Raw genomic sequence first — 25,785 nt, forward strand, 5'->3', positions numbered from 1 at the left:
GCACGGTGCCTCAGGGACGGGGGGCGGTGAGGGCGTCGCGCATCGGGATGAGCTTGGCGTCCGACTCGGCCACCTCGGCCTCCGGCACCGAGCCGGCGACGATCCCGCAGCCGGCGTACAGCGACATCCGCCGTGGGTCCTCCGGGTGGATCGCGCCTGACCGCAATGCGATTCCCCACTCGCCGTCGCCGCTGGCGTCCATCCAGCCGACCGGGCCGGCATAGCGGCCGCGGTCCATGTGCTCGAGCTCGGAGATGAGCGCGTCGGCCACCGGCGTCGGGGTGCCGCAGACGGCTGCGCTCGGGTGCAGCGATGCGGCCAGCGCGAGCGACGAGGTGTCGTCGGTGAGCACCCCGGCCACGTCGGTCGCGAGGTGCATGACGTTGGAGAGGTGCAGCACGAACGGCGCCTCGGGCACGTTCATCGAGGAGCAGTGCGGGGCCAGGGCATCGGCGACCGAGCGCACGGCGTACTCGTGCTCCTCGAGGTCCTTCGACGAGCGCGCCAGCGACGCGGCGAGCGCGAGGTCGTGCTCGTCGTCGCCGGTGCGGCGGATGGTCCCGGCGAGCACGCGGGAAGTGACCAGGCCCTTCTCGCGGCGCACGAGCATCTCGGGCGTCGCGCCGACCAGCCCGTCGACCGCGAAGACCCACGTCGACTCGTAGCTCTCGGCCAGCCGGCCCAGCAGCCACCGCACGTCAATCGGCGCAGCCGTGCGGACGTCGAGGTCGCGGGCGAGGACGACCTTGTCGAGGTCACCGCGCTGGATCCGCGCCACTGCCTCGGCTACGGCACCGGCCCACTCGGTCGGTGACAGCGAGCCGTCGGCGAAGGCCACCTCGCCGGGCGCCTCCACGTCGCCGTGAGCGACCGGCTCCACGCTCGGCGGAAGCGCGTCCGTCGTCGTCGTGGTGGTCACCCACCAGTGGTCGCCGCGTCGGCCGATGACGACCGAGGGCACGACGAGCGTGGCGCCGGAAGGCGAGTCAGCGGCATACGAGATGGCGCCGAAGGCGACCGGTCCGGTGCCCGGCAGGTCGACCTCGTCCCGGACCACGGCGGACGCGGACACGGACTCCCACCACGACTCGAGCACCTCGAAGCGCGACGCCCCGTGAGCCGTCACCGACGCGGCTCGACCCCAGCCCACGAGCCCTTCGCCGCGGCGCACCCACGACGTGGTGTCACGGGCGTCCGCCGCAGGCAGGAGCGACAGCAGGGCGGTGCCGTCCGCGGGGGACAGCGGGACGGTGCGCGTGACCAGGGGCGCGAGGGGTGAGGTGTCCGGGCCGGACGTGGGCAGCGACGTCATCACCGGTGAGCGTAGTCCCGCCGACGCCGGAGTCCCGCACCGAGCCGCCCGGACGCGGTGAGAGGATGACGCCATGAGCCGCGCCTCCCTCGACAAGCAACCGCGCGACGTCGCCGCGATGTTCGACGACGTGGCCGAGCGCTACGACGTCACCAACGACGTGCTGTCCCTCGGCCAGGACCGCCTCTGGCGGCGCGCCGTCCTCAAGGCGGTCGACGCCAAGGCGGGGGAGCGGGTCCTCGACATCGCCGCCGGCACCGGCACGTCGAGCGAGCCCTTCGCCGACACGGGTGTCCACGTCGTGCCCGCCGACTTCTCCCTCGGGATGCTCCGCGTCGGCAAGAAGCGTCGTGACGACCTCGGCTTCACCGCCGCCGACGCCATGAAGCTGCCGTTCGCCGACGAGTCCTTCGACGCGGTGACGATGTCGTTCGGGCTGCGCAACGTCGCCGACGTCGACGCCGCCCTCGCCGAGTTCGCCCGCGTGACCAGGCCGGGTGGTCGCCTCGTCGTGTGCGAGTTCAGCCAGCCGGTCAACGGTGCCTTCCGCAAGGTCTACAGCGAGTACCTCATGGAGGCGCTGCCCCGCGTCGCCCTCAAGGTGAGCTCGAACCCGGAGTCCTACGTCTACCTCGCCGAGTCGATCCAGGCCTGGCCCGACCAGCGCGCGCTCGCGACGCGGGTCGCCGCCGCCGGGTGGAGCGAGGTCGAGTGGCGCAACCTCAGCGCCGGGATCGTCGCGCTTCACCGAGCGGTCAAGCAGGCCTGACGCCGGACGCGCGTGCTCGACCCGACTTGGTCCCGCTCGACCCCGGATGCCAACTCGGGCCGAGCGCCGCTGTATCGGGTGACCCGATAATGCGGCAGCCGTGTGGACTTAGGTTCGCCTTAGTGCAGGGTGCGAAATCGGCTGCATAGAGTAGGTCGGTGTTCGTGAAGACTTTCACAAGCAAGGTGTGTCGTTGACGTATCCCCCTGACGCCGCAGGCGTCGTCGTCATCGGAGCCGGCCCAGCCGGTTCCGCTGCTGCGGCACACCTGAGCGCGGCCGGGCACGACGTCCTCGTCCTCGAGCGCACCCCCGACGCCTCGACGCGCACGGGAGCCGCAGCGCTCTCACCCGCCGCGGTGCGCGAGCTCGAGGTCCTCGGGCTCGGCGATGCCGACACCGAGGGCTGGCAGCGCACCACCGGCGTCCGCTTCGTCGGCGGCGGCATGCGTCTCGCCCTCGCCTGGCCCGATGCCGGCGGACGTCCCGCGCACGGCCTCACCACCTCGCGTTCCGCTCTCGACGACACCCTTGCCTCGTATGCCGTGCGCTCCGGCGCGCGCCTGCGTCGCGGCACCGAAGTCACTAGCTTCACCCGCGACGCCGCGGGTCGGGTCGACGGTGTCACCACGACCGACGGCGCCGTGCGCGCCGACGTCGTCATCGACGCCTCGGGCGGCACCCTCGACGCCGGCGCCGGCGTCGGCACCCGCTCGCGTGGGGCCGTCGCCGTCAGCGCCGACTTCGAGAGTCCGCGCCACACCGATGACCACGTCGAGTCCTGGCTCCGCCTGTCCGCCGGCGACGGCGCCGCACTGCCCGGCCACGGCTGGATCGTCGGCCGCGGCGACGGACGCGTCACCGTCGGCGTCGGAGCCCTTGCCGAGGACACGACCGCGACGGCCGACGCCTGCGCCGGAGTCCTCCAGCGGTGGCTCACCGCACTCCCGGCCAACTGGCAGCTCACCGAGTCCTCGATGACCGGCGCTGTCAGCGGTGACCGACTCGGCACCGGTGTGACCACCTCGCCGTACTACGCGGACGGCGTCCTCCGCGTCGGCGACGCAGCCTCGGTTGCCCACCCCGTGACGGGTGAGGGATTCACCGCCGCACTGACCTCCGGACGCCTCGCCGCCGTGGCCGTGGCCCGCGCCCTCACCCACTCAGGCGCAGCCGGGCGCGAGGCCGAGCTCACGGCATACGACGCGGTTCTCGCTCGCGCGCTGGGACGGCACCGGCCCCTGGGACGGGCCGCCGCGCGCGTCCTCGACAACCCCCGCGCGACGCGCCTCGTGACCACGTGGGCACTGCCCCGCGAGCCGCTCATGAAGCTCGTCCTCGCCCGCGTCACCGCCCCGAACCACACTGCAGTTGAGACCTGCGTCACGCCGTCTACGATGAAGCGCGTGACCCGAGCCGCCGCACACCCTGGCACCGAAAGGGGAGTTGACCAGCGATGAGCAACCCCTACGTCCCGATCCTCTTCCTCCTGGCGCTCGGTTTCGTCTTCGCCGCCGGCTCGGTGGGCACCAGCCTCGTGGTCGGACCGAAGCGCTACAACCGCGCCAAGTCCGAGCCCTACGAGTGCGGCATCCAGCCGTCGCCGCGTGCCGAGGGTGGCGGTCGCGTGCCGATCAAGTACTTCCTCACGGCGATGCTCTTCATCATCTTCGACATCGAGTCGGTGTTCCTCTACCCGTTCGCCGTCGCCTTCGACCAGCTCGGGCTCTTCGCGCTCGTCGAGATGGTCCTGTTCATCCTCACCGTGTTCGTCGCCTACGCCTACGTGTGGAAGCGCGGCGGACTGGAGTGGGACTGATGACCCGTATGCCGTGTGCCCCCGACGCGCTCGCGCGCGCCACTGCTCTGCCTGACCCGAACGGAAGGGGTCTCTGATGGGACTCGAGGAGAAGCTGCCCGCAGGCTTCGTGCTGACGACCCTGGAGAACGTCGTCGGCTACATGCGCAAGGCCTCCATCTGGCCGGCGACGTTCGGACTGGCGTGCTGCGCCATCGAGATGATGGCCGTCGGCACGCCCGACTACGACATCGCCCGCTTCGGCATGGAGCGCTTCTCGGCGACGCCGCGCCAGGCCGACCTCATGATCGTGGCCGGACGCGTGTCCAACAAGATGGCGCCGGTCGTCCGCCAGGTCTACGACCAGATGCCGAACCCCAAGTGGGTCATCTCGATGGGCGTCTGCGCCAGCTCCGGCGGCATGTTCAACAACTACGCGATCGTCCAGGGCGTCGACCACATCATCCCGGTCGACATCTACCTCCCCGGCTGTCCGCCGCGTCCCGAGATGCTGCTCAACGCGATCATCGAGCTGCACGACCAGATCCAGAACTCCAAGCTCGGAGTCAACCGGGTCGCCGCTGCACGTGCCGCCGAGGAGGCCGCCCTGCGCGCCGTCCCGACGTCGCTCATGCCGCCGACCCACGACCACGGCGCCCTCACCGCGACGCCCGGGAGGAACCTCCTCGCATGAGCGACGACACAAAGCCCCCCGCGCCCGACGCGACCGCGCCGGAGCCGGTCACCGGTTCCGAGGACCTGCACGCGACCGACCTCGACCTCACCGAGGCCAACGCCTACGGTGACACGACGCCCGTCCGCATCGGCGAGCGTCGTGGCATGTTCGGGCCCACCCGCGGTGGCGACACGAGCGGCTACGGCGGCCTGCGGACCCCGATCCTCTTCCCGGGTTCGGCCGAAAAGCCCTACGGCAGCTACTTCGACGAGCTGACCGGCACGCTCGAGCGGGCGCTCGGCGAGACCGGTGGCACGGCATACGGATCGGCCATCGAGCGCGTCGTCGTCGACCGCGGCGAGCTGACCCTGCACGTGCGCCGCGAGGCGCTGCGGACGGTGGCTCGTGCCCTGCGCGACGACCCGCAGCTGCGCTTCGAGATCTGCACCGGGGTCTCCGGGGTGCACTTCCCCGGCGAGGTCGGCCGCGAGCTGCACGCGGTCTACCACCTGCTCTCGATCACCCACAACCGCCGCGTCCGCCTCGAGGTGAGCGCGCCCGACGGCGACCCGACGATCCCGTCGGTCGTCGAGACGTGGCCCGCTGCCGACTGGCACGAGCGCGAGACGTGGGACATGTTCGGCATCGTCTTCGAGGGCCACCCGGCCCTGACCCGGATCCTCATGCCGGACGACTGGCCGGGCCACCCCCAGCGCAAGGACTATCCGCTGGGTGGCATCCCGGTGGAGTACAAGGGCGGCACCGTCCCGCCGCCCGACGAGCGGAGGTCGTACAACTGATGGCCACTCACGACGAGACCGTCTACGAGGACAGCCCGGGCCTGGACCCTGACCTCGGGACCGACAGCAGCGCCAGCACCGACCCCTACGCCACGACCGATGCCGACCGCGAGGAGGGCGCCCGCGTCTTCAACGCCTCCGGTGGCGACTGGGGTGACCTCGTCGACGAGGCGACCTCCCTCCACGAGGAGCGGATCGTCGTCAACATGGGTCCGCAGCACCCGTCGACGCACGGTGTGCTCCGGCTCATCCTCGAGCTCGATGGTGAGACGGTGACCGAGGCCCGCGCGGGCATCGGCTACCTCCACACCGGTATCGAGAAGAACATGGAGTACCGCACCTGGGTGCAGGGCGTGACGTTCTGCACGCGCATGGACTACCTCACGCCGATGTTCCAGGAGGCGACCTACTGCCTCGGCATCGAGCGCCTCCTCGGCATCGAGGACCAGATCCCCGAGCGCGCGAGCATCATCCGCGTCCTCATGATGGAGCTCACCCGCGTCAACTCCCACCTCGTGTGCCTCGGCACCGGTGGCATGGAGCTCGGCGCGACGACCGTCATGACCGTCGGCTTCCGCGAGCGCGAGCGCATCCTGCGGATCTTCGAGGCCGTGACCGGCCTGCGCATGAACAACGCCTACATCCGCCCGGGCGGTGTGGCGCAGGACCTGCCGCACGGCTGCCTCGACCAGATCAACGACACGGTGCCGCAGCTGCGCGCCGGCCTGCGCGAGCTGGAGCTCCTCCTCAACGAGAACCCGATCCTCAAGGGCCGCACCAAGGACGTCGGCTACCTCGACCTCGCCGGCTGCATGGCGCTCGGCATCACCGGCCCGATCCTGCGCTCGACCGGCCTGCCGCACGACCTGCGCAAGAGCCAGCCCTACTGCGGCTACGAGACCTACGACTTCGACGTCATCACGCGCACCGGCGCCGACGCCTACGACCGGATCCGGATTCGCCTCGACGAGATGTACGAGTCGCTCAAGATCGTCGAGCAGTGCGTCGAGCGGCTCAAGAAGGTCCACGGCCCGGTCATGGTCGAGGACAAGAAGATCGCGTGGCCGGCCCAGCTCTCCGTCGGCAGCGACGGCCAGGGCAACAGCCTCGACCACATCCGCGAGATCATGGGCACGTCGATGGAGTCGCTCATCCACCACTTCAAGCTCGTCACCGAGGGCTTCCGCGTGCCGGCCGGCCAGGCCTACGTGCCGATCGAGTCGCCCAAGGGTGAGCTCGGCTGCCACGTCGTCTCCGACGGCGGGACGCGACCCTTCCGGGCGCACTTCCGGGACCCGAGCTTCAACAACCTGCAGGCCGTGGCCGCGCTGTCCGAGGGCGGCCAGGTCGCCGACGTCATCGTCGCCGTCGCCAGCATCGACCCGGTTATGGGAGGCGTTGACCGCTGATGGAGCACTACGGATTGCAGACGGCTGCCGGTCACCTCACGGTGTCGGCGGAGTCGAAGGAGCCGTATGCCGTGGAGCAGCTCGCGCAGCTCCACGCCGACGCCGAGCAGGTCATCGCCCGCTACCCGCAGAAGCGCTCGGCGCTGCTGCCGCTGCTGCACCTCGTGCAGTCGGTCGATGGCTACGTCACCGGTCGTGGCATCGACTTCTGCGCCGAGGTCCTCGACCTGTCCCGCGCCGAGGTCTCGGGTGTGGCGACCTTCTACACCCAGTACAAGCGCCACCCCAACGGTGAGTACACCGTCGGCGTCTGCACCAACACGCTCTGCGCGATCATGGGTGGCGACGAGATCTGGGACTCGGTCTCCGAGCACCTCGGCATCGGCCACGACGAGACCACCGAGGACGGCAAGGTCACCCTCGAGCGCATCGAGTGCAACGCCGCGTGCGACTACGCCCCCGTCGTCATGGCCAACTGGGAGTTCTTCGACAACCAGACCCCGGAGTCGACCAACCAGCTCGTCGACGACCTGCGCGAGGGCAACCCGGTGAGGCCGACCCGCGGCCCCGACACGGTGTGCACGTTCAAGCAGATGTCGCGCGTCCTCGCCGGCTTCCACGACGGGCTCGCCGACCAGGGCGTCGGCGCCGGTCCGGCCTCGCTGCGCGGCCTCGAGGTCGCCCACGAGAACGGCTGGGAGGCGCCGCGCGCCGAGCGCAGGGACGACAGGCCCGCCGCAGCCGAGCAGCCCGGCACGACGGCGGCAGCGTCGACCGATGACGCCACGGGAGCCGAGCCCGCGAAGGCCGAGGTGCCCGCCAAGGGCGCCGCCGAGCCGACGACCGGCGAGGCGCACTCCTCCGCCACCAAGCCGGGTTCGGACGAGGCCACCGAGACCACGCCGACCAAGGCCGACGACGCGAAGGCCGACGACGGCAGCAAGGGCGGCAAGGACGGCGACGCCGCTCCGGCCCAGCCCTCGACGGTTCAGGCCGAGGCCGAGCCCGCAACGCTCTTCGACGACGGGTCCACGACCGCCGAGGCCGAGCCCAGGGGCGACGCACCCCTCACCGGCACGCCCGCCTCGCCGGCATCGCAGGGTCCGACGGTCCAGACCGGTGGCGAGGCGCCCGCCGGCTTCGTGACCTCGTCCTACGGCGACGGCACGGTCACGCCCCTCACCGACGGCAGCGGACCCGAGGGCTGGGAGATCAAGGGCAACTCGCGCTCGATGCTCTTCCACACGCCCAAGTCGCCCTCGTACTCGCGCACCAGGGCCGAGGTCTGGTTCCGCGACGAGGATGCAGCCCGGGCAGCAGGCTTCACCAACGCGCTTGACCGCAAGAACGCGAAGAACGGGAAGGACGCACAGTGAGCACCACGCTGACCCCGATCCTCACGAAGTTCTGGGACGACCCCCAGAGCTGGACGCTCGAGACCTACGAGAAGAACGAGGGCTACCAGGCGCTCAAGAAGGCGCTCGGGATGGCTCCGGCCGACCTCGTCCAGATGACCAAGGACTCGGGTCTGCGCGGTCGCGGTGGCGCCGGCTTCCCCACCGGCATGAAGTGGGGCTTCCTGCCCCCGCCGGACGGCGGTCCCCGCTACCTCGTGGTCAACGCCGACGAGTCCGAGCCGGGCACCTGCAAGGACATCCCGCTCATGATGGCGGCGCCGCAGTTCCTCGTCGAGGGCGTCGCGATCACGTCGTTCGCGATCGGCTGCAACCACGCCTTCATCTACCTGCGGGGCGAGGTCGTCCACGTCTACCGCCGCCTGCTGCGCGCGGTCGAGGAGGCCTACGCCGCCGGACACCTGGGCAAGAACATCCACGGCTCGGGCTTCGACCTCGAGGTCACCGTCCACGCCGGCGCCGGCGCCTACATCTGTGGTGAGGAGACCGCGCTCCTCGACAGCCTCGAGGGCCGCCGCGGCCAGCCGCGCCTCAAGCCGCCGTTCCCCGCCGTCGCCGGTCTCTACGCCCGCCCGACGGTCGTCAACAACGTCGAGTCGATCGCGTCGGTGCCGCCGATCCTGCTGCACGGCTCCGAGTGGTTCGGCGACATGGGCACCGAGAAGTCGCAGGGTTTCGGCATCTTCAGCCTCTCGGGCCACGTCAAGAACCCCGGTCAGTACGAAGCGCCCCTCGGCATCACCCTGCGCGAGCTGCTCGACATGGCCGGCGGCATGCGCGACCCCGACAAGGCCCTGAAGTTCTGGACCCCCGGCGGGTCCTCGACGCCGCTGTTCACGGCCGAGCACCTCGACACCCCGCTCGACTTCGAGTCGGTCGCCGCGGCCGGGTCGATGCTCGGCACGCGTGCGCTCCAGATCTTCGACGAGACGACCTGCGTCGTGCGCGCCGTCGACCGCTGGACCGACTTCTACAAGCACGAGTCCTGCGGCAAGTGCACCCCGTGCCGTGAGGGCACGTGGTGGCTCAAGCAGATCCTCGGCCGCCTCGAGCACGGGCAGGGGAGCGAGGAGGACCTCGACAAGCTCCTCGACATCTGCGACAACATCCTCGGCCGCAGCTTCTGCGCGCTCGGCGACGGTGCGACCAGCCCGATCACGAGCTCCATCCAGTACTTCCGTGACGAGTACCGCGCCCACCTCACCGAGCGACGCTGCCCGTTCGACTCGCGTGAGTCCACGCTCTTCCACAAGGACCGAGTGACCGCATGAGCACTCCACGACGTTCTGTTCCCCCGCTCCGCTCCTCCACACCACGCCTTGGGGACCCCGCATGAGCACCCCACGACGTTCTGTTCCCCCGCTCCGCTCCTCCACACCACGCCTTGGGGACCCCGCATGAGCACCCCACGACGTTCTGTTCCCCCGCTCCGCTCCTCCACACCACGCCTTGGGGACCCCGCATGACGGCTGTAAGCGACAAGATGGACGACGTGCAGACCAAGCCCGCCGTCGACATGGTGGACGTCTCGATCGACGGCATCGACGTCTCCGTCCCCAAGAACACGCTCGTCATCCGGGCGGCCGAGGAGGCCGGGATCGAGATCCCGCGCTTCTGCGACCACCCGCTCCTCGAGCCGGTCGGGGCCTGCCGCCAGTGCCTCGTCGAGGTGTCGACGCCGGGCCCCGACGGAACCCTGCGCCCGATGCCGAAGCCGCAGGCCTCGTGCACGATGACCGTCTCGCCGGGCATGCAGGTCAAGACCCAGCACAGCTCGCCGGTCGCCGACAAGGCGCAGCAGGGCGTCATGGAGCTGCTCCTCATCAACCACCCGCTCGACTGCCCGGTCTGCGACAAGGGTGGCGAGTGCCCCCTGCAGAACCAGGCGATGAGCAGCGGCCGCCCGGTGAGCCGCTTCGAGGACGTCAAGCGGACCTACCCCAAGCCGATCAACATCTCGAGCCAGGTCCTCCTCGACCGCGAGCGCTGCGTCCTCTGCGCGCGCTGCACGCGGTTCTCCGACCAGATCGCCGGTGACCCGTTCATCGCCCTCGTCGAGCGTGGCGCCCTCCAGCAGGTCGGCATCTACGAGGAGAAGCCGTTCGAGTCGTACTTCTCCGGCAACACCGTCCAGATCTGCCCGGTGGGTGCCCTCACCGGCGCCGCCTACCGCTTCCGCGCGCGCCCGTTCGACCTCGTGTCGACCCCGAGCGTCTGCGAGCACTGCGCGAGCGGCTGCTCGACCCGCACCGACCACCGCCGTGGCTCGGTCCTGCGCCGGATGGCCGCCAACGAGCCGCTGGTCAACGAGGAGTGGAACTGCGACAAGGGCCGCTGGGCCTTCCAGTACGCCACCACGCCGCAGCGCCTCGAGCTCCCCATGGTCCGTGAGGAGGGCGAGCTCCGGGTCGCCTCCTGGCGCGAGGCCCTCGAGGTCGCCGCCGCCGGGCTCAAGGCCGCGTCGGGCGCCGGTGTGCTCGTCGGCGGTCGCGTCAGTTCCGAGGACGCCTACGCCTACGGCAAGTTCGCCCGCACGGTCCTCGGCACCAACGACGTCGACTTCCGCGCCCGTCCGCACTCCGCCGAGGAGGCCGAGTTCCTCGTCTCCTCCGTCGTGGCCACCGGTCCCGCCGGCGGCTCCGTGACCTACGCCGACCTCGAGACCGCGAAGACCGTCGTCCTCGCGGGCTTCGAGCCCGAGGACGAGAGCCCGATCGTCTTCCTGCGCCTGCGCAAGGCGTCGCGCAAGAGCAAGACCGCTGTGTATGCCGTGTCGCCCGTCGCGACCCGCGGCCTCGCCAAGGTGTCCGGTCGCCTCATCCCGACCGCGCCCGGCACCGAGCCCGAGGTCCTCGACGCCCTCGGCAAGGGCTCGGCCAGCGGCGCAGCCGGTGACGGTCCCGACACCGTCCGCGACGCCGCCGAGGCGCTGCGCGGCGAGGGCGCGATCATCCTCGTCGGCGAGCGTCTCGCGACCGTGCCCGGTGCGCTGAGCGCCGCCGCCCGTCTCGCCGAGAGCACCGGTGCCCGGCTCGCCTGGGTCCCGCGTCGTGCGGGGGAGCGCGGTGCCCTCGAGGCCGGCGCCTTCCCGACGCTGCTGCCCGGCGGTCGCTCGGTGAGCGACGCCTCGGCACGCGCCGAGGTCGCCGAAGCCTGGGGTGTCGTCGGCCTGCCCGACGCCCCCGGTCGTGACTCGGCCGCCATCCTCGAGGCCGCGCGCACCGGCCACCTTGGTGCGCTCGTCGTCGGTGGCGTCGACCCGCTCGACTTCGGCCGGGCCGACGCAGCCCAGGCCTTCGAGTCCACGTTCGTCGTCTCGCTCGAGATCCGCGAGTCGGCCGTCAGCGCGATCGCCGACGTCGTCCTGCCCGTCGCTGCGCACGCCGAGAAGGCCGGCAGCTTCGTCGACTGGGAGGGGCGCGTGCGTCCGTTCCAGCAGGCGATCGAGACCGGCTACGTCAGCGACCACCGCGCGCTCGACATGCTCGCCGACGAGATGGGCGAGTTCCTCGGCTGCCGCACCGTCGGCGAGGTCCGCTCCGAGATGGAGCGCATCGGACCCGCTTCCGGAGCGCGCGCCGCTGCGCCGTCGGTCGAGGCCGGTGAGGTCCCGAGCGCCGAGGACGGACACCTCGTCCTCGCGACCTGGCGTCACCTGCTCGACAAGGGCCTGCTCCAGGACGGCGAGCCGTTCCTCGCCGGCACCGCACCCAGGGCCGCGGCCAAGGTGTCGGCGACCACCGCCGCGTCGCTCGGCGTCATCGAGGGTGACGCCGTCACCGTCGTCGCGGGCGACTCGACCGTGACGGTCCCGGTGGCCGTCACCGAGATGGCCGACCACGTCGTCTGGCTCCCGACCAACTCCGAGGGCTGTGACCTGCGGGGCACGCTCGCGGACGCCCCCGGCATCCGCGTCTCCGTCACCAAGGTGGACTCACAATGAGCACTCTCCTCAGCCTCCAGCAGGTGGCCGGCAGCTTCAGCGAGACCGCGCTGACCGGCATACAGACGCTTGCAACCGAGGGCAAGGACAACCCGCGCGCGGACTTCTCGGACACGCCGTGGTGGCTGTCGCTCGTCAAGGCGCTCATCATCTTCGTCTACCTGCTCGTCTCGACGCTGCTCGTCATCTGGTTCGAGCGCCGCGTCATCGGCCGCATGCAGCAGCGGCCCGGGCCCAACCGCAACGGTCCGTTCGGCCTGCTCCAGACCCTCGCCGACGGCATGAAGTCGATGCTCAAGGAGGACAACACCCCCGCCAAGGCGGACCGGTTCGTCTTCACCCTCGCGCCGCTCATCACGGCGACCATGTGCTTCATCGGCTTCGCGATCATCCCGCTCGCCGGTGAGGTGAGCATGTTCGGCCACCGCACGCCGCTCCAGCTCGCCGACTCCTCGATCGCGGTGCTCTTCGTGCTCGCCATCGCCGGCATCGGCATCTACGGCGTCGTGCTCGCCGGCTGGTCCTCGGGCTCGCCCTATCCGCTCATGGGTGGGCTGCGCTCGTCCGCGCAGATGATCTCCTACGAGATCGCGATGGGCCTCTCGCTCGTCGCCGTGTTCCTCTACAGCGGCTCGATGTCGACCTCGCAGATCGTCGGGGCCCAGGGCAGCGTCTGGTACATCATCCCGGCGTTCTTCAGCTTCTTCGTCTACGTCATCACGATGGTCGGCGAGACCAACCGCCTGCCGTTCGACCTCGCCGAGGGCGAGGGTGAGCTCACCGGTGGCTTCCACACCGAGTACGGCTCGATGCGCTTCGCCATGTTCTTCCTCGGCGAGTACATCAACATGTTCACCGTCGCCGCCCTCGCGACGACGATGTTCCTCGGTGGCTGGCAGGCGCCTCCCGGCATCGCCGCCATCAACGACGGCATGTTCAACGAGGGCTGGTGGGGGCTGCTCTGGTTCACCGTCAAGCTCTGGATGTTCATGTTCGTCTTCGTGTGGCTGCGCGGCTCGCTGCCCCGCACCCGCTACGACCAGTTCATGCGCTTCGGCTGGAAGTTCCTCATCCCGGCCACGCTCGGGTGGGTCGTGCTCGTCGCCTTCTTCCGCGGCGCGCAGAACGGCTGGTTCGGTGACGCCGCCCTCGAGGTCGCGGGGCGTCGCTTCCCGGTCTCGTCGCTGGCGATCGTCGGCCTCGTCGCCGTGGGCGCCCTCGCGTTCGGCTGGTGGTGGGACAACCGCGCCATCGCTAGGGAGGCCGCGGCCAACCAGGCGCCGCCCGAGGAGATCGACCCGTATGCCGGTGGGTTCGTCGTGCCTCCGCTGCCCGGTCAGCGCCTGCGCGAGACCGCGCGCGTCGGCGCTCCCGCGCTGCCCGGGGCCGACCCCCTGAAGACCGACCTCGACCCCGACAAGGAGGCCACTCGTGGCTGACAACAACAAGGGCGGGTTCCTCTCCGACCTCTTCGCCCCCGTGGGTGGGTTCGGGGTGACCTTCGCGACGATGTTCCGCAAGGTCGCCACGACCGAGTACCCCGAGGTGAAGCGCCCCACGGCGCAGCGCTTCCACGGCCGCCACCAGCTCAACCGTCACCCCGACGGCCTTGAGAAGTGCGTGGGCTGCGAGCTGTGTGCGTGGGCCTGCCCCGCGGACGCGATCCTCGTCGAGGGCGCCAACAACGACGACTCCACGGGCCAGCGTTTCAGCCCCGGCGAGCGCTACGGCCGCGTCTACCAGATCAACTACCTGCGCTGCATCTTCTGCGGACTGTGCATCGAGGCCTGCCCGACGCGCGCCCTGACGATGACCAACGAGTACGAGATCGCCGACAACAACCGCGCCGACCTCATCTTCACCAAGGAGCAGCTGCTCGCGCCGCTCCAGGGCGGCATGGTCCCCGCGCCGCACCCGATGGTGCAGGGCATGGAGGAGCGCGACTACTACCTCGGCAAGGTCTCCGGCGCCACGCCCACCCAGAAGGAATGGGTCGAGGAGCACCACGTCAAGGCCACCGAGGAGGCAACGCCATGACCAGCACCGGAGAGGCGATCCTCTTCTGGGTCCTCGCCCCCCTCGCCGTCGCGGCCTCGCTCGGCCTCGTCTTCGCGCGCAAGGCCGTCCACGCGGCCCTCGGCATGGCGCTGACGATGATCATCCTCGGTGTCTTCTACCTCGCCCAGGACGCGGACTTCCTCGGGGTCATCCAGATCTTCGTCTACACCGGCGCCGTGATGATGCTCTTCCTCTTCGTCGTCATGCTCGTCGGCGTCGACTCCTCGGACAGCATCGTCGAGACCCTCAAGGGGCAGCGCCTCGCCACGGTCGTGCTCTCGCTGGGCCTCGGCGTCCTGCTCGCGGGGGCCCTCGGGCGCATCACCATCGGTGACGCCCCGGCCGACCGGCTCAAGGCCGTCAACGCCGAGACCGGCAACGTCTCGGGCGTCGCCGAGCTGATCTTCGGTCGCTACGTCTGGGTCTTCGAGGCGACGTCCGCCCTGCTCATCACCGCCGCGCTGGCCGCGATGGTCCTCGCCCACCGCGAGCGGCTCGGCTCCCGCCCGAGCCAGCGCGCCTGGGCCGAGCGACGGATCCGCTCCGGCGAGCACCTCGCCGGCCTCCCGGTGCCGGGCGTCTACGCCCGTCACAACGCGGTCGACACCCCCGCCCTGCTGCCCGACGGCTCGCCGAGCGAGCTCTCGGTCTCGCGCGTCCTCACCGCCCGCGACCAGGTCGGCTCGGCCACCCCGTGGGTCGAGGCCGAGGACGAGATGCAGCGCGAGGTCGGTGACGCCGCGTGGTCGCCGAACGCCCTCAACGACGGCGACGGTGCGTCCGCGCGCATGGACGACGCGGCCCGCGACGCCGCCAAGGAGGACAAGCCTTGAGCACCCCACGAAGTTCTTCCGCCGCTGCGCTCCCCCAGATACTTCGCGAGGACCCCGCATGAGCCTGCTCAACTACATCTACCTCGCGACGCTGCTCTTCGTCATCGGTGGCGCGACCGTCCTGACCCGACGCAACGCGATCGTCGTCTTCATGGGCGTCGAGCTCATGCTCAACGCGGCGAACCTCGTCTTCGTCACCTTCGCGCGGATGCACGGCAACCTCGACGGGCAGGTCATCGCGCTGTTCGTCATGGTCGTCGCCGCTGCCGAGGTCGTCGTCGGTCTCGCCATCATCATGGCGATCTTCCGTGCCCGCCGGTCGGCCTCGGTCGACGATGCCAACCTCCTGAAGCTCTAAGGGGCTGCACTCGTGAACTCATTGGCACTGCTCGCCGCGGAAGGTGAGGTGGCCGCGGCCACCGGCATCACGGCATACGCGTGGCTGCTCGTCCTGTTCCCCGCCGCGGGAGCCGCGATCCTCCTCCTGGGAGGCAAGGCCACGAACGCGTGGGGACACCTGCTCGCCACCGCCCTGTCGTGGGCCAGTTTCGTCGTCGGCTTCCTCGTGCTGCTCGCGATGGTCGGGCGAGGCTCCGAGGAGCGCGCCGCCCATGTCGGTGGCTGGAACTTCATCCCCGCGGGGCAGTTCCAGCTCGAGACCGGGCTGCTCGTCGACCAGCTCTCGATCGCGTTCGTCCTGCTCATCACCTTCGTCGGGTCGCTCATCCACGTGTACTCGATCGGCTACATGGAGCACGACGACAACCGTCGGAAGTTCTTCGCGTACCTCAACCTCTTCGTCGCATCCATGTTGTTGTTGGTGCTGGCGGACTCCTACCTCCTGCTGTTCGTCGGCTGGGAGGGCGTGGGCCTCGCGTCGTACCTCCTCATCGGCTTCTGGAACCACAACCCGGCCTACGCCACCGCGGCCAACAAGGCGTTCTTCGTCAACCGCGTCGGTGACGTCGGCATGTCGATCGCGGTCATGCTCATGTTCGCGACCTTCGGCTCGGTCGACTTCGCGACCGTCCACGCGGGTGCGGCCGAGGCCGGCTCGACGACGATGACGGTCCTCGGCCTGCTGCTGCTCGTGGGTGCCTGCGCCAAGTCGGCGCAGTTCCCGCTCCAGTCCTGGCTCGGTGACGCCATGGCCGGCCCGACCCCGGTGTCCGCGCTCATCCACGCGGCGACGATGGTCACCGCCGGCGTCTACCTCGTCGTGCGCTCCAGCTCGATCTTCAACGCGGCGCCCAACGCCCAGCTCGCCGTCGCGATCGTCGGTGCCATCACGCTGCTCTACGGTGCGATCGTCGGTTGCGCCAAGGACGACATCAAGAAGGCGCTCGCCGCCTCGACGATGAGCCAGATCGGCTACATGATGCTCGCCGCGGGTCTCGGCCCGGTCGGCTACGCGTTCGCGATCTTCCACCTCATCACCCACGGCTTCTTCAAGGCCGGCATGTTCCTCGGTGCCGGCTCGGTCATGCACGGCATGAAGGACCGCGTCGACATGCGCGGCTTCGGCGGGCTCTCCGGGTTCATGAAGATCACCTGGGTGACGTTCGGTCTCGGCTGGCTCGCGATCCTCGGTGTCCCTCCGTTCTCCGGCTTCTGGTCCAAGGACAAGATCATCGAGGCGGCGTTCATCGGCGAGGGCTGGCGCCCGTGGGTCTTCGGCGGCATCGCGATGCTCGGCGCCGGGATCACCGCCTTCTACATGTCTCGCCTGTTCTTCCTGACCTTCCACGGCAAGAAGCGCTGGGTCGACGAGCACGAGGACGCCGAGCGCGGCGTGCACCCGCACGAGTCGCCGCTCACCATGACCGTCCCGATGATCGTCCTCGCCGTCGGCTCCGGCGTGCTCGGCCTCGTCCTGTCGTGGGGCGGCATGTTCACCCACTGGCTCGAGCCGGTCGTCGGCGCCCACGGTGAGGAGCACCCGGTCCTCGCGGTGCCGGTCATCATGGGCCTGACGCTGCTGCTCGTCGCCGGCGGCGCGGCCTACGCGTGGATGCTCTACTGGCGAGACGAGGTGCCGGTGACGGCGCCGCGCGGCTCGCTCGTCACGCAGGCGGCGCGCGCCGACCTCTACCAGGACGCGATCAACGAGGGCCTGTTCATGCGGCCCGGCACGCACCTCACCCGTGCCCTCGTCTTCACCGACGGCAAGGGTGTGGACGGCGTCGCCGGCTCGCTCGCCGCGGCGATCGGCGGCGCGTCCTCAAGACTGCGCCGCGTCCAGACCGGCTACGCCCGGTCCTATGCCCTGACGATGCTCAGCGGCGTCGTCGTCGTCCTCGGAGCCCTGTGGGTGATGAACTGATGTCCTTCCCCGTGCTCACCCTCATGATGGTCGTGCCGCTCGTCGGTGCGGCGGTCGTCTGGCTGCTCCCCTCCGGGTCCTCCCGGTCGGCGCGGCCGGTGGCGCTGGCGACCTCGCTCGTCACTCTCGTGCTCGCGCTCGTCGCCTGGTCGCGGTTCGAGACCGGTGGCTCGGCCGAGCGCTACCAGCTCACCGAGACGCACTCGTGGATCCCGCAGTTCGGGGTGTCCTACGCGCTCGGCGTCGACGGCATCGCCCTCTCGCTGATCGTCATGGCCGCGATCCTCACGCCGGTCTGCCTGCTCGCCGCCTGGAACGACTTGGGTGACGACGCCGACCCGAAGCGTGAGAAGACCTACTTCGCGCTCATGCTCGTGCTGCTCACCTTCATGGTGGGCGTCTTCGCGGCGCGCGACGTCTTCCTCTTCTACGTGTTCTTCGAGGCCATGCTCATCCCGGTCTACTTCCTCATCGGGATGTTCGGTGGCCCGCGCCGCCAGTACGCCGCGGTGAAGTTCATCCTCTTCTCGCTCGTCGGCGGGCTCATCATGCTCGTCGCCGTCATCGCGCTCTACTTCGCCGGACCGGGTGGGGAGCAGGGCTTCCTCTACGAGTCCCTCGAGGGCGCCGTCGGCGGGTCCACCGCGGCCCAGCGCTGGATGTTCCTCGGCTTCTTCATCGCCTTCGCGATCAAGGCGCCGATGTGGCCGGTCCACACGTGGCTGCCCGACGCCGCCTCGGAGGCGCGCCCCGCGACCGCCGTGCTGCTCGTCGGCGTCCTCGACAAGGTCGGCACCTTCGGGATGCTGCGCTTCTGCCTCGGGTTCTTCCCGGAGGCCTCGAAGTGGGCGACGCCGGTCGTCATCACGCTCGCGGTCATCTCGGTGATCTACGGCGCGCTGCTCGCCATCGGCTCGCGCGACATCATGCGGCTCATCGCGTTCACGTCGATCAGCCACTTCGGCTTCATCGTCATGGGCATCTTCGCGATGACGTCGACGGCCGGTGCGGGGTCGGCGCTCTACATGATCAACCACGGGTTCTCGACGGCCGGGCTGTTCCTCATCGCCGGGTTCCTCGTCGCGCGCCACGGCTCGCAGCGCATCGCCGACTACGGCGGCTGGCAGCGGGTCACCCCGGTGCTCGCGGGGACGTTCCTCGTCGCCGGTCTGTCGTCGCTGGCACTTCCGGGCCTGTCGTCCTACGTGTCCGAGTTCCTCGTGCTCGCCGGGACGTTCCAGCGCTACACGTGGGCCGCCGCGATCGCCACGGTCGGCATCGTGCTGGCCGCCCTCTACATCCTGCTGACCTACCAGCGCGTCTTCACCGGTCCGCGGCCGGTGTTCGCCGAGGCGGCCGAGCCACGTGACCTCGGCCTGCGCGAGAAGCTCGTGGTGGCGCCGATCATCGCCTCTTTCCTGCTGCTCGGCTTCTTCCCGAAGCCGGTCCTCGACCTCGTCAACCCTGCCGTGACCAAGACGCTCGAACTCGTCGGTGCCACCGATCCGGCAGCGACCAACGCCTCCGGGAGTGCCAAGTGACCGCCCTCATGCCGACGGCCTTCGAAGCCGTCAAGGTCGACTACGCCGCTGTCGGACCGATGCTCGTCGTCGTCGGCGCGGCCCTCGTGGGAGTGCTCGTCGAGGCCTTCGCGCCGCGCCTGCAGCGCCACGCGATCCAGGTCGCTCTCGCCCTCGTCGCGCTTGTTGCCTCGTTCGCCGTCCTCGTGCTCCTCTCGGTGGACCACCACGGCGTCACCGTGGGCGGCTCCATCGCGATCGACGGCCCGGCCCTGTTCATGCAGGGTTCGCTGCTGATCTTCGCGATCCTCGGCGTGCTCACGATGTCGGAGCGGTTCGGTGGTCGCTCCGCGGACGCGTTCACCCCCATGGGCGCGGCCACTCCCGGCTCACCCGCCGAGGCTGCCGCTGACAAGGCAGGTTTCGCGACCTCGGAGGCCTTCCCGCTGACGATGTTCGCGGTCTTCGGCATGCTCATGTTCGTCTCGGCCAACGACCTCATCACGATGTTCGTCGCGCTCGAGGTGCTCTCGCTGCCGCTCTACGTCCTCACCGGCCTCGCCCGCCGCCGCCGCCTGCTCTCGCAGGAGGCATCGCTCAAGTACTTCCTGCTGGGCGCGTTCTCGTCGGCGTTCTTCCTCTTCGGTGCTGCCCTGCTCTACGGGTATGCCGGGTCGTCCGACCTGTCGAAGATCGCGACCGCGATCACGACGGCCAACGGTGACCTCGAGGGACTGCTGCTCCCCGGTGTCGTCCTGCTCCTCGTCGGCCTGCTCTTCAAGGTCGGTGCGGTGCCGTTCCACTCGTGGACGCCGGACGCCTACCAGGGTGCACCGAGCCCGGTCACCGGCTTCATGGCGGCCGCCACCAAGCTCGCGGCCTTCGGTGCGATCCTGCGCCTGGCCTACGTCGGTCTCGAGGCCTCGCGCCTCGAGTGGCGTCTCGGTGTCGCGGCGATCGCCATCCTCACGATGGTCGTCGGTGCCGTGCTCTCGGTGACCCAGACCGACATCAAGCGGCTCCTCGCCTACTCGTCCGTCGCCCACGCCGGCTTCATTCTCGTCGGCGTCCTGGCGTTCGACGTGACCGGCGTGTCCGGCGTGATGTTCTACCTCGTGGCCTACGGGCTCGCGACGATCGCTGCGTTCGCCATCGTCGCGCTGGTCCGCTCGGGCGGCTCCGAGGCGACGCACCTCTCGCAGTGGGCGGGCCTGGGGCGCAACCACCCGGTCGTCGCCGGCGTCTTCGCGCTGCTCCTGCTCGCCTTCGCCGGTATCCCGCTGACGTCCGGGTTCACCGCGAAGTTCGCGGCGTTCGCACCGGCGATCGCGCACGGTGGCCTGGCCGGCATCGTCATGGTCGTCGTCGGTGTCCTCGCGTCCGCCGTGACGGCGTTCGTCTACTTCCGGCTCATCGTGCTCATGTACTTCACCGAGCCGACCGGTGACGAGGTCGCCGCCCTCACCCCCTCGATCGCCTCGACGATCGCCATCACCGTCGGCGCGCTCGGCACCGTGATCCTCGGCGTCGTCCCGGGCCCGATCCTCGACCTCGCCGGTCGGGTGTCGCAGTTCATCCAGTGACGCTGGCCCTGCCCGAGGTGTCGGCCGGGCTCCAGGAGCGGCTCACCGACGGCCTGGCCCGGGTCGAGGCGCTCATCGAGGAGCGCATCGACCACGACGACCCGTTCATCGCCGAGGCCAACGTCCACCTGCTGCGCGCGGGTGGCAAGCGCTTCCGGCCGATGCTGACGATCCTCGCCGCCGAGCTGGGCGAGGGCGTCAACGACGACGTCGTCACAGCCGCGGCTGCGGTCGAGCTGACCCACCTCGCCTCGCTCTACCACGACGACGTCATGGACGAGGCGGACCTGCGCCGCGGGACGCCCACGGCCAACACGGCATACGGGAACTCCACGGCCATCCTCGTCGGCGACCTGCTCTTCGGCCACGCGTCGGCGCTCGTCGCCGAGCTCGGGGCCGAGGCCGTCCGGATCCAGGCCGAGACCTTCATCCGTCTGTGCACCGGACAGATCCGTGACGACCGGCAGGCGCCGGAGGGTGAGGACGCGGGCGCCTACTACCTGCGCGTCCTCGAGGACAAGACCGGTGTGCTCATCGCGACGTCGGCGCGCTACGGCGCGATGTTCTCGGGGTGCTCCGACGAGGTCGTCGAGACGATGCGGGTCTACGGCGAGCGGCTCGGCATGGCGTTCCAGCTCGCCGACGACCTCATCGACATCGAGTCCAGCGAGGCCGAGCTCGGCAAGACGCCCGGCACCGACCTGCGCGAGGGCAAGCGGACGCTCGCCGTCCTGCACGCGCTCGCCTCCGCGGACCCGGCGGATGCGCGGCTGCAGGAGCTGCTCCGCTCGGACCTCTCGGGTGACGCCGACCTCGCAGAGACCCTCGGGCTGCTGCGGGCCCACCCGGCGCTCGAGCAGGCCCGCGCCGAGACACGTTCCGTGGGTGAGCAGGCGCAGGCAGCCCTCGTCGACCTGCCCGACGGTGAGGCCAAGACGGCCCTGCTCGCCCTCGCCACCTCGGTCACCCACCGCGTCTCCTGACCTCAGGGCGGTGCCAGCCGTCGCCGTCGGCGCCGTCAGCAGGCTGTGACGTGCAGGTACTGACGGCACTCGTCGTCGGTCAGTGAGCGCGTCACCCGCGATGCCGCGAGGTCCGCGAGCTCGTCGATCCGCAGCGGGTGCAGGGCGACCGTGCCGTCGATGCTCGCCGTGGCGAGGAAGCGGCCATCGGGACTGAAGCGGACGGCATACACGGTCTTCGTGTGGCCGACGAGGGTCAGCAGCTCGAGTCCGGTGCGGGCGTCCCAGAGCTTCGCGGTGCCGTCGGCGCTCCCGGTGGCGATGGTGCCTCGGTCGGGGCTGACGGCGACGCCGAGGACGGCACCGTTGTGGCCGCGCAGGCTGCGCAGCTCCCGTCCGCTGTCGACGTCCCAGACCCGTCCTGTGCTGTCGGACCCGACGGAGACCACGGTCCGGTCGTCGATGAAGGCGAGGTCGACGAGGGCTTCCTCGTGCGGCCCGATCCCGCTCCTGCGGGTGAGGCCGGCCGACTCGAGGACGGACATGGCCCCGTTGGAGTCGGGACCGGCGACCACGGTCGTGCCGTCGGGGCTGAAGGCGAGGGCCCAGGCGTCGGCACCGATGTCGTGACTGCGCAGGACGCTGCCCGTCGCCGTGTCCCACAGCCGGACGGTCCCGTCGGCGCTGCTCGTCACCAGTCGCGTGCCGTCGGGGCTGAAGACCGCGTTGGAGACGTCAGCGGTGTGACCCTTGAGAGTGAGCAGGAGGGCTCCGGTCGCGGTGTCCCAGACGGGGACGACCCGGTTGGCGGCATCCTGGTTCGCGCCCGAGCCGGCGGTCCCGACGACTCGCCGGCCGTCGGGACTGAAGGCCAGCTGGTTGACCGTCAGCTGGATCCCGGCGAGCACGTGGCGGCTGGCGCCCGTGGCCGCGTCGTGGATCGTGGCTCCCGAGCGCGGCCCAGCCACGGCGAAGGTCGCACCGTCGGGCGCGAACGCCAGACCTCCGTAGTGGCGCGCCGAGGCGGGGACGGTCACCCACTCCCGGGCACCGCCGACGCTGAGGTCCCAGAGTCGCGTCGCCTTGCTTCCCGCCGAGAGCAGTCGCGAGCCGTCGCCGTTGAAGGCGACCGAGCCCACCGCGCCCTGGTGGCCGACCAGGTTCTGAAGCAGCATCCCGGTCGTGACGTCCCAGACGCGGACCCCGCCGTCGGTCGCGCCCGTCGCGACGCGCCCGCCGTCGGGGCTGTAGGCCACGCTGACGACGTCGCCCTTGTGGTCGGCGAGGGTCATGAGCACCCGGCCGGTCCGCGCCTCCCAGATCTTCGCCGTCCCGTCGATGCTCGCGGTCGCGACGTGGTCGCCGTCGGGGGCGAAGGCCACGTCCGCGATCTCCCACTCGTGGCCGGTGAGGGTCTGCACGAGGCCGCCCGTCTCGAGGTCCCAGACGACGGCCCGCAGCGCTCCCGGCGCGCCGACGAGGAACCTGCCGTCCGGGCTGAAGGCGATGCCGTGGGGGTCGTCGATGGTGGGCTGCACGCCGGGCGGGGCCGTGAGCGTCCGCTCCTCACGCCCGGTCCGGGTGTTCCAGACATGGACCGTGTGGGCCGCGTCGGTGATGGCGAGACGGTCACCTGCCGGGCTGAACGCGAGCCGGTCCGCCGAGGCGCTCAGTCGGAAGATCGACGGCGGGGAGTCCCGTGCTGCGTCCCACAGGCGCACGATGCCGTCCTCGCCCGCCGTGGCCAGGACCGACCCGGTCGGGGCGAACGCCACGTCGTTGACCCCACCGACGTGACCGGCCAAGGTCCGGATCGGAGCCCCGGTCTCCATGCTCCAGACGGTGGCTCCACCGGCGACGGGGGTGGCGAGCAGGGTCGCGTCCCGGCTCATCGCCGCCCGTCCGCTGCCCGGGACCGTGAGGACGAGCCGTGATCGCCAGAGCGCACGGTGCAGGGCCTCGCGTGCCTCCCGGGTGAAGCTCTCGTCGACTCCCCGGGTCCGGCGCACCGCCTCGAGGGCGAGCAGGATGCTCCGCTCAGGGTCGACGTCGAGGTTGGCCACCGCCGCCGCGGCGAGCTCGCGTCCGGCGGCGATTCGAGCCTCGAGCTGGCTGCGTCGCTGCTGGGTCAGCGCGAGACCGGCGAGGGTGGCTGCGATGAGCGACAGGATGGCGAAGAGGGCGACGGCACCCTGGAGGCGCGACTTCGAACGCAGCTCGTCGGCAGCCTCACGCTCGAGCCTCGCCGCCTCGGCATCCGCGAGAGCGGCGCGGTGAGCCAGGCTGGCCTCGACGAAGGCCCGCTCGTCCTCGGTGAAGGCGATCGCCGAGGCGGCCATCCACCCCTCGAGCCGGATCAGGCGCTCGCCCTGGATGAGTGCGCTCGGGTCGCGATCGGACTCGACCCACTCGGCGCTGGCCGTGCCCAGCCGTCGCTCGAGCTGCACGTCGTCCCTGGCCGCCTCCAACCAGCCCCGCAGCCGGCCCCACTCCTGCAGCAGGGCCTCGTGGGCGACCTCCACGGTGGGTTCCCCGGTCGACGCGTCGCGGTCGAACGTCAGCAGACGGCGCGAGCCGAAGACCTCGATGGTGGCGTCCAGCTGGCCTCGGTCGAGGCCGAGGGCGTCGAGCTCGGAGTGGAGCACCCGCCGGCGGGAGTCGTCCTTGCCGTCGGTGCCGAGGTTGACCAACCTGAGGAAGAGCTGGCGAGCCACGTCCCGCGCCGTCCGGTCGAGACGTCCGTACGCCTCGTCCGCCGCTCGGGCCAGGGTGCCGGCGAGACCGCCGAGGTGACGGTAGGCCCGCAGGGTCAGCGTGTCATCGTCGCGGTTCTCGAAGGTCTCGGTGAGCGCGTACTGGAGCAGGGGGAGGGCGGAGGGCTGGCTCGAGAACTCGAGCACGATCTCGGTGAGCAGGTGGGGGTCGAGCCGGACCCCGACGCGGTCGAGCGGCGCCACGACCGCTCGCTCGAGCTCTTCGACCGTGAGGGGCAGCAGGGCCTCGGTGCGGCTGGCCACGAGGTCCCCGAACCCGGCGTGGGCGAGCGGACGGTCATAGAAGTCGGCTCGGAGCGTCACCACGACACGAACCCGCCCCGTCGGTGACCGGGTGGCCGCCACCACCGACCGGAGGAAGCGGTCGCGTTCGTCGTCATCGGCCACGAGGGTGAACAGCTCCTCGAACTGGTCGACGACGACCATGAGCTCGGCCTCCGCGCCCGGATGGGCGGTGCGGACTGCGTGGGCGGCCGCTTCGAGACCGTGGTCGGTGTCCAGACTCTCCCGGACGTCCTCGGGGAGGTTCGGGCACTGCTCGCGCAGGGCCGCGGCGAGCTCGTCGACGGGGCTGAACCCCGGTCGCATCGTCGCGATGACCCACCCTGCTGACCCGGGCAGCCCGCCTGCTCGCAGGGCTGGCACGAGGCCCGCGGCGACGACCGACGACTTGCCGCTGCCCGAGGGACCCACGACGGCGAGGAAGCGGGAGCTGCGGGTGCCCTCGGCGAGCCGAGAGATGATCCGCTCGACGGCACGCTCACGACCGAAGAAGTGGTCGCTGTCCGACTCGTGGAACGGTCGGAGGCCCTTGTACGGGTTGCGGGCGAGCACCACGGGCACGTGGTTGTCGACGAAGAGGGCCTCGTCCTGCTCGAGGATGCTCTGGTGCAGGTGCTGCAGGTCGGGGGAGGGGGCGATACCGAGCTCGTCCCTGAGCACCTGGGCCGAGGAGCGGAAGGCCGACAGCGCCTCCGCCTGGCGGCCGCTCCCGTAGAGGGCGGCCATGTGGAGGGCCACGAGCCGTTCCCTGAGCGGATGGGTGGCGACCAGGAGCTCGAGCTCCGGGACGAGTGCACCGTGCTGGCCGAGCGCGAGCTCGCCCGCGATGCGTTCCTCGAGCGCCACGAGGCGCAGTGACTCGAGGTGGGTGATCTCCGGGTGCAGCGCGGTGATCCCGGACAGGTCCTCGAGGGCCGGGCCCCGCCACAGGGCGAGCGCCTCCTGCAGCGCCTCGACCCCGGCACGCCGGTCCGTCGCCATGAGGGAGCGTCCGCGACCCAGCAAGGCCGTGAAGCGGGTGACGTCCACCTCGTCCTCGGCCACGACGAGGACGTAGCCGGGAGAGCGGTACTGGATGCGGTCGCCGCCGACGATCCGGCGGAGGTGACGGACGTAGGTCTGCAACGTGTTGCGTGCCGTGCCCGGGGGTTCCCCTGCCCAGACCGTGTCGATGAGTCGTTCGACGGACACCACCTCCCCCGCGTGCAGGGCGAGGAGTGCGAGGACGGCACGCTGCTTCGGACCTCCGAGGGGCAGGGGCCGCCCGTCTACGGACACTGCAAGTGGTCCGAGGAGTCGGAACTCCATGCTCCCGACGGTAGACCCGCA

At 70.7% G+C, this 25,785-nt stretch carries 18 protein-coding genes and 1 pseudogene; 17 read left to right on the top strand and 2 right to left on the bottom strand.

Annotated elements, in window-relative coordinates; genetic code table 11:
- Window positions 1-10: 10 nt before the first annotated feature.
- A complete protein-coding gene (locus LL946_RS11515; RefSeq protein WP_404380764.1) occupies window positions 11-1,312 on the bottom strand; it encodes an isochorismate synthase MenF in 1,302 nt (433 codons plus the stop codon).
- Window positions 1,313-1,385: 73 nt separating this feature from the next.
- Here LL946_RS11515 and LL946_RS11520 point away from each other — a divergent pair, with 73 nt between their 5' ends.
- The 17 genes and pseudogenes from LL946_RS11520 (at window position 1,386) to LL946_RS11600 (ending at window position 21,421) form a co-directional block, all read left to right on the top strand.
- Window positions 1,386-2,081 carry a demethylmenaquinone methyltransferase gene (locus LL946_RS11520; protein ID WP_404380766.1) on the top strand — a complete coding sequence of 232 codons (696 nt, stop codon included), beginning with the start codon at window positions 1,386-1,388 and terminating at the stop codon, window positions 2,079-2,081.
- Window positions 2,082-2,274: 193 nt separating this feature from the next.
- Entirely contained in the window at window positions 2,275-3,540 is a 1,266-nt protein-coding gene (locus LL946_RS11525) for an NAD(P)/FAD-dependent oxidoreductase (protein WP_404380768.1), read from the top strand.
- Window positions 3,537-3,899, top strand: coding sequence for an NADH-quinone oxidoreductase subunit A (locus LL946_RS11530; RefSeq protein WP_404380770.1), 363 nt, complete (start codon window positions 3,537-3,539; stop codon window positions 3,897-3,899). The genes LL946_RS11525 and LL946_RS11530 overlap by 4 nt, the downstream gene beginning before the upstream one ends.
- Before the next feature lie 76 nt (window positions 3,900-3,975).
- Window positions 3,976-4,572 (top strand): NuoB/complex I 20 kDa subunit family protein, encoded by a 597-nt coding sequence (locus tag LL946_RS11535; RefSeq protein WP_404380772.1) that lies wholly within the window; start codon window positions 3,976-3,978, stop codon window positions 4,570-4,572.
- The gene (locus LL946_RS11540; protein ID WP_404380774.1) at window positions 4,569-5,354 is read left to right on the top strand and encodes an NADH-quinone oxidoreductase subunit C; all 786 of its coding nucleotides are present in this window, start codon (window positions 4,569-4,571) and stop codon (window positions 5,352-5,354) included. The genes LL946_RS11535 and LL946_RS11540 overlap by 4 nt, the downstream gene beginning before the upstream one ends.
- Window positions 5,354-6,763 carry an NADH-quinone oxidoreductase subunit D gene (locus tag LL946_RS11545; RefSeq protein WP_404380776.1) on the top strand — a complete coding sequence of 470 codons (1,410 nt, stop codon included), beginning with the start codon at window positions 5,354-5,356 and terminating at the stop codon, window positions 6,761-6,763. The genes LL946_RS11540 and LL946_RS11545 overlap by 1 nt, the downstream gene beginning before the upstream one ends.
- A pseudogene (nuoE, locus tag LL946_RS11550) lies at window positions 6,763-7,680 on the top strand (NADH-quinone oxidoreductase subunit NuoE); the annotation flags it as partial. The gene LL946_RS11545 and the pseudogene nuoE, both read left to right, overlap by 1 nt.
- Window positions 7,681-8,135: 455 nt before the next feature.
- Window positions 8,136-9,449 (top strand): NADH-quinone oxidoreductase subunit NuoF, encoded by a 1,314-nt coding sequence (nuoF, locus tag LL946_RS11555; RefSeq protein ID WP_404380778.1) that lies wholly within the window; start codon window positions 8,136-8,138, stop codon window positions 9,447-9,449.
- 191 nt (window positions 9,450-9,640) lie between these two features.
- On the top strand, window positions 9,641-12,121 hold the full coding sequence (locus LL946_RS11560; RefSeq protein WP_404380780.1) for an NADH-quinone oxidoreductase subunit G: 2,481 nt from the start codon (window positions 9,641-9,643) through the stop codon (window positions 12,119-12,121).
- Window positions 12,118-13,560 carry an NADH-quinone oxidoreductase subunit NuoH gene (gene nuoH / locus LL946_RS11565; protein ID WP_404380782.1) on the top strand — a complete coding sequence of 481 codons (1,443 nt, stop codon included), beginning with the start codon at window positions 12,118-12,120 and terminating at the stop codon, window positions 13,558-13,560. Before LL946_RS11560 ends, nuoH begins: the two co-directional genes overlap by 4 nt.
- Window positions 13,553-14,158, top strand: coding sequence for an NADH-quinone oxidoreductase subunit NuoI (nuoI, locus tag LL946_RS11570; protein WP_404380784.1), 606 nt, complete (start codon window positions 13,553-13,555; stop codon window positions 14,156-14,158). The genes nuoH and nuoI overlap by 8 nt, the downstream gene beginning before the upstream one ends.
- Entirely contained in the window at window positions 14,155-15,012 is an 858-nt protein-coding gene (locus LL946_RS11575) for an NADH-quinone oxidoreductase subunit J (protein WP_404380786.1), read from the top strand. Before nuoI ends, LL946_RS11575 begins: the two co-directional genes overlap by 4 nt.
- A gap of 58 nt (window positions 15,013-15,070) precedes the next feature.
- Window positions 15,071-15,370 (top strand): NADH-quinone oxidoreductase subunit NuoK, encoded by a 300-nt coding sequence (nuoK, locus tag LL946_RS11580; protein ID WP_404380788.1) that lies wholly within the window; start codon window positions 15,071-15,073, stop codon window positions 15,368-15,370.
- A gap of 12 nt (window positions 15,371-15,382) precedes the next feature.
- Complete coding sequence (gene nuoL / locus LL946_RS11585; protein WP_404380790.1) at window positions 15,383-17,335, top strand: NADH-quinone oxidoreductase subunit L; 1,953 nt, start codon at window positions 15,383-15,385, stop codon at window positions 17,333-17,335.
- Complete coding sequence (locus LL946_RS11590) at window positions 17,335-18,876, top strand: NADH-quinone oxidoreductase subunit M (protein ID WP_404380792.1); 1,542 nt, start codon at window positions 17,335-17,337, stop codon at window positions 18,874-18,876. The genes nuoL and LL946_RS11590 overlap by 1 nt, the downstream gene beginning before the upstream one ends.
- 8 nt (window positions 18,877-18,884) lie before the next feature.
- Window positions 18,885-20,438 (top strand): NADH-quinone oxidoreductase subunit NuoN, encoded by a 1,554-nt coding sequence (nuoN, locus tag LL946_RS11595; protein ID WP_404386869.1) that lies wholly within the window; start codon window positions 18,885-18,887, stop codon window positions 20,436-20,438.
- Window positions 20,435-21,421 (top strand): polyprenyl synthetase family protein, encoded by a 987-nt coding sequence (locus tag LL946_RS11600; RefSeq protein WP_404380794.1) that lies wholly within the window; start codon window positions 20,435-20,437, stop codon window positions 21,419-21,421. The genes nuoN and LL946_RS11600 overlap by 4 nt, the downstream gene beginning before the upstream one ends.
- 35 nt (window positions 21,422-21,456) lie before the next feature.
- On the opposite strand, the gene LL946_RS11605 is transcribed toward LL946_RS11600, so the two are convergent.
- Complete coding sequence (locus LL946_RS11605; RefSeq protein ID WP_404380796.1) at window positions 21,457-25,764, bottom strand: BTAD domain-containing putative transcriptional regulator; 4,308 nt, start codon at window positions 25,762-25,764, stop codon at window positions 21,457-21,459.
- Window positions 25,765-25,785 lie beyond the last annotated feature (21 nt).

It is taken from the genome of Knoellia locipacati (assembly GCF_044791685.1).
GTDB lineage: Bacteria > Actinomycetota > Actinomycetes > Actinomycetales > Dermatophilaceae > Knoellia > Knoellia locipacati_A.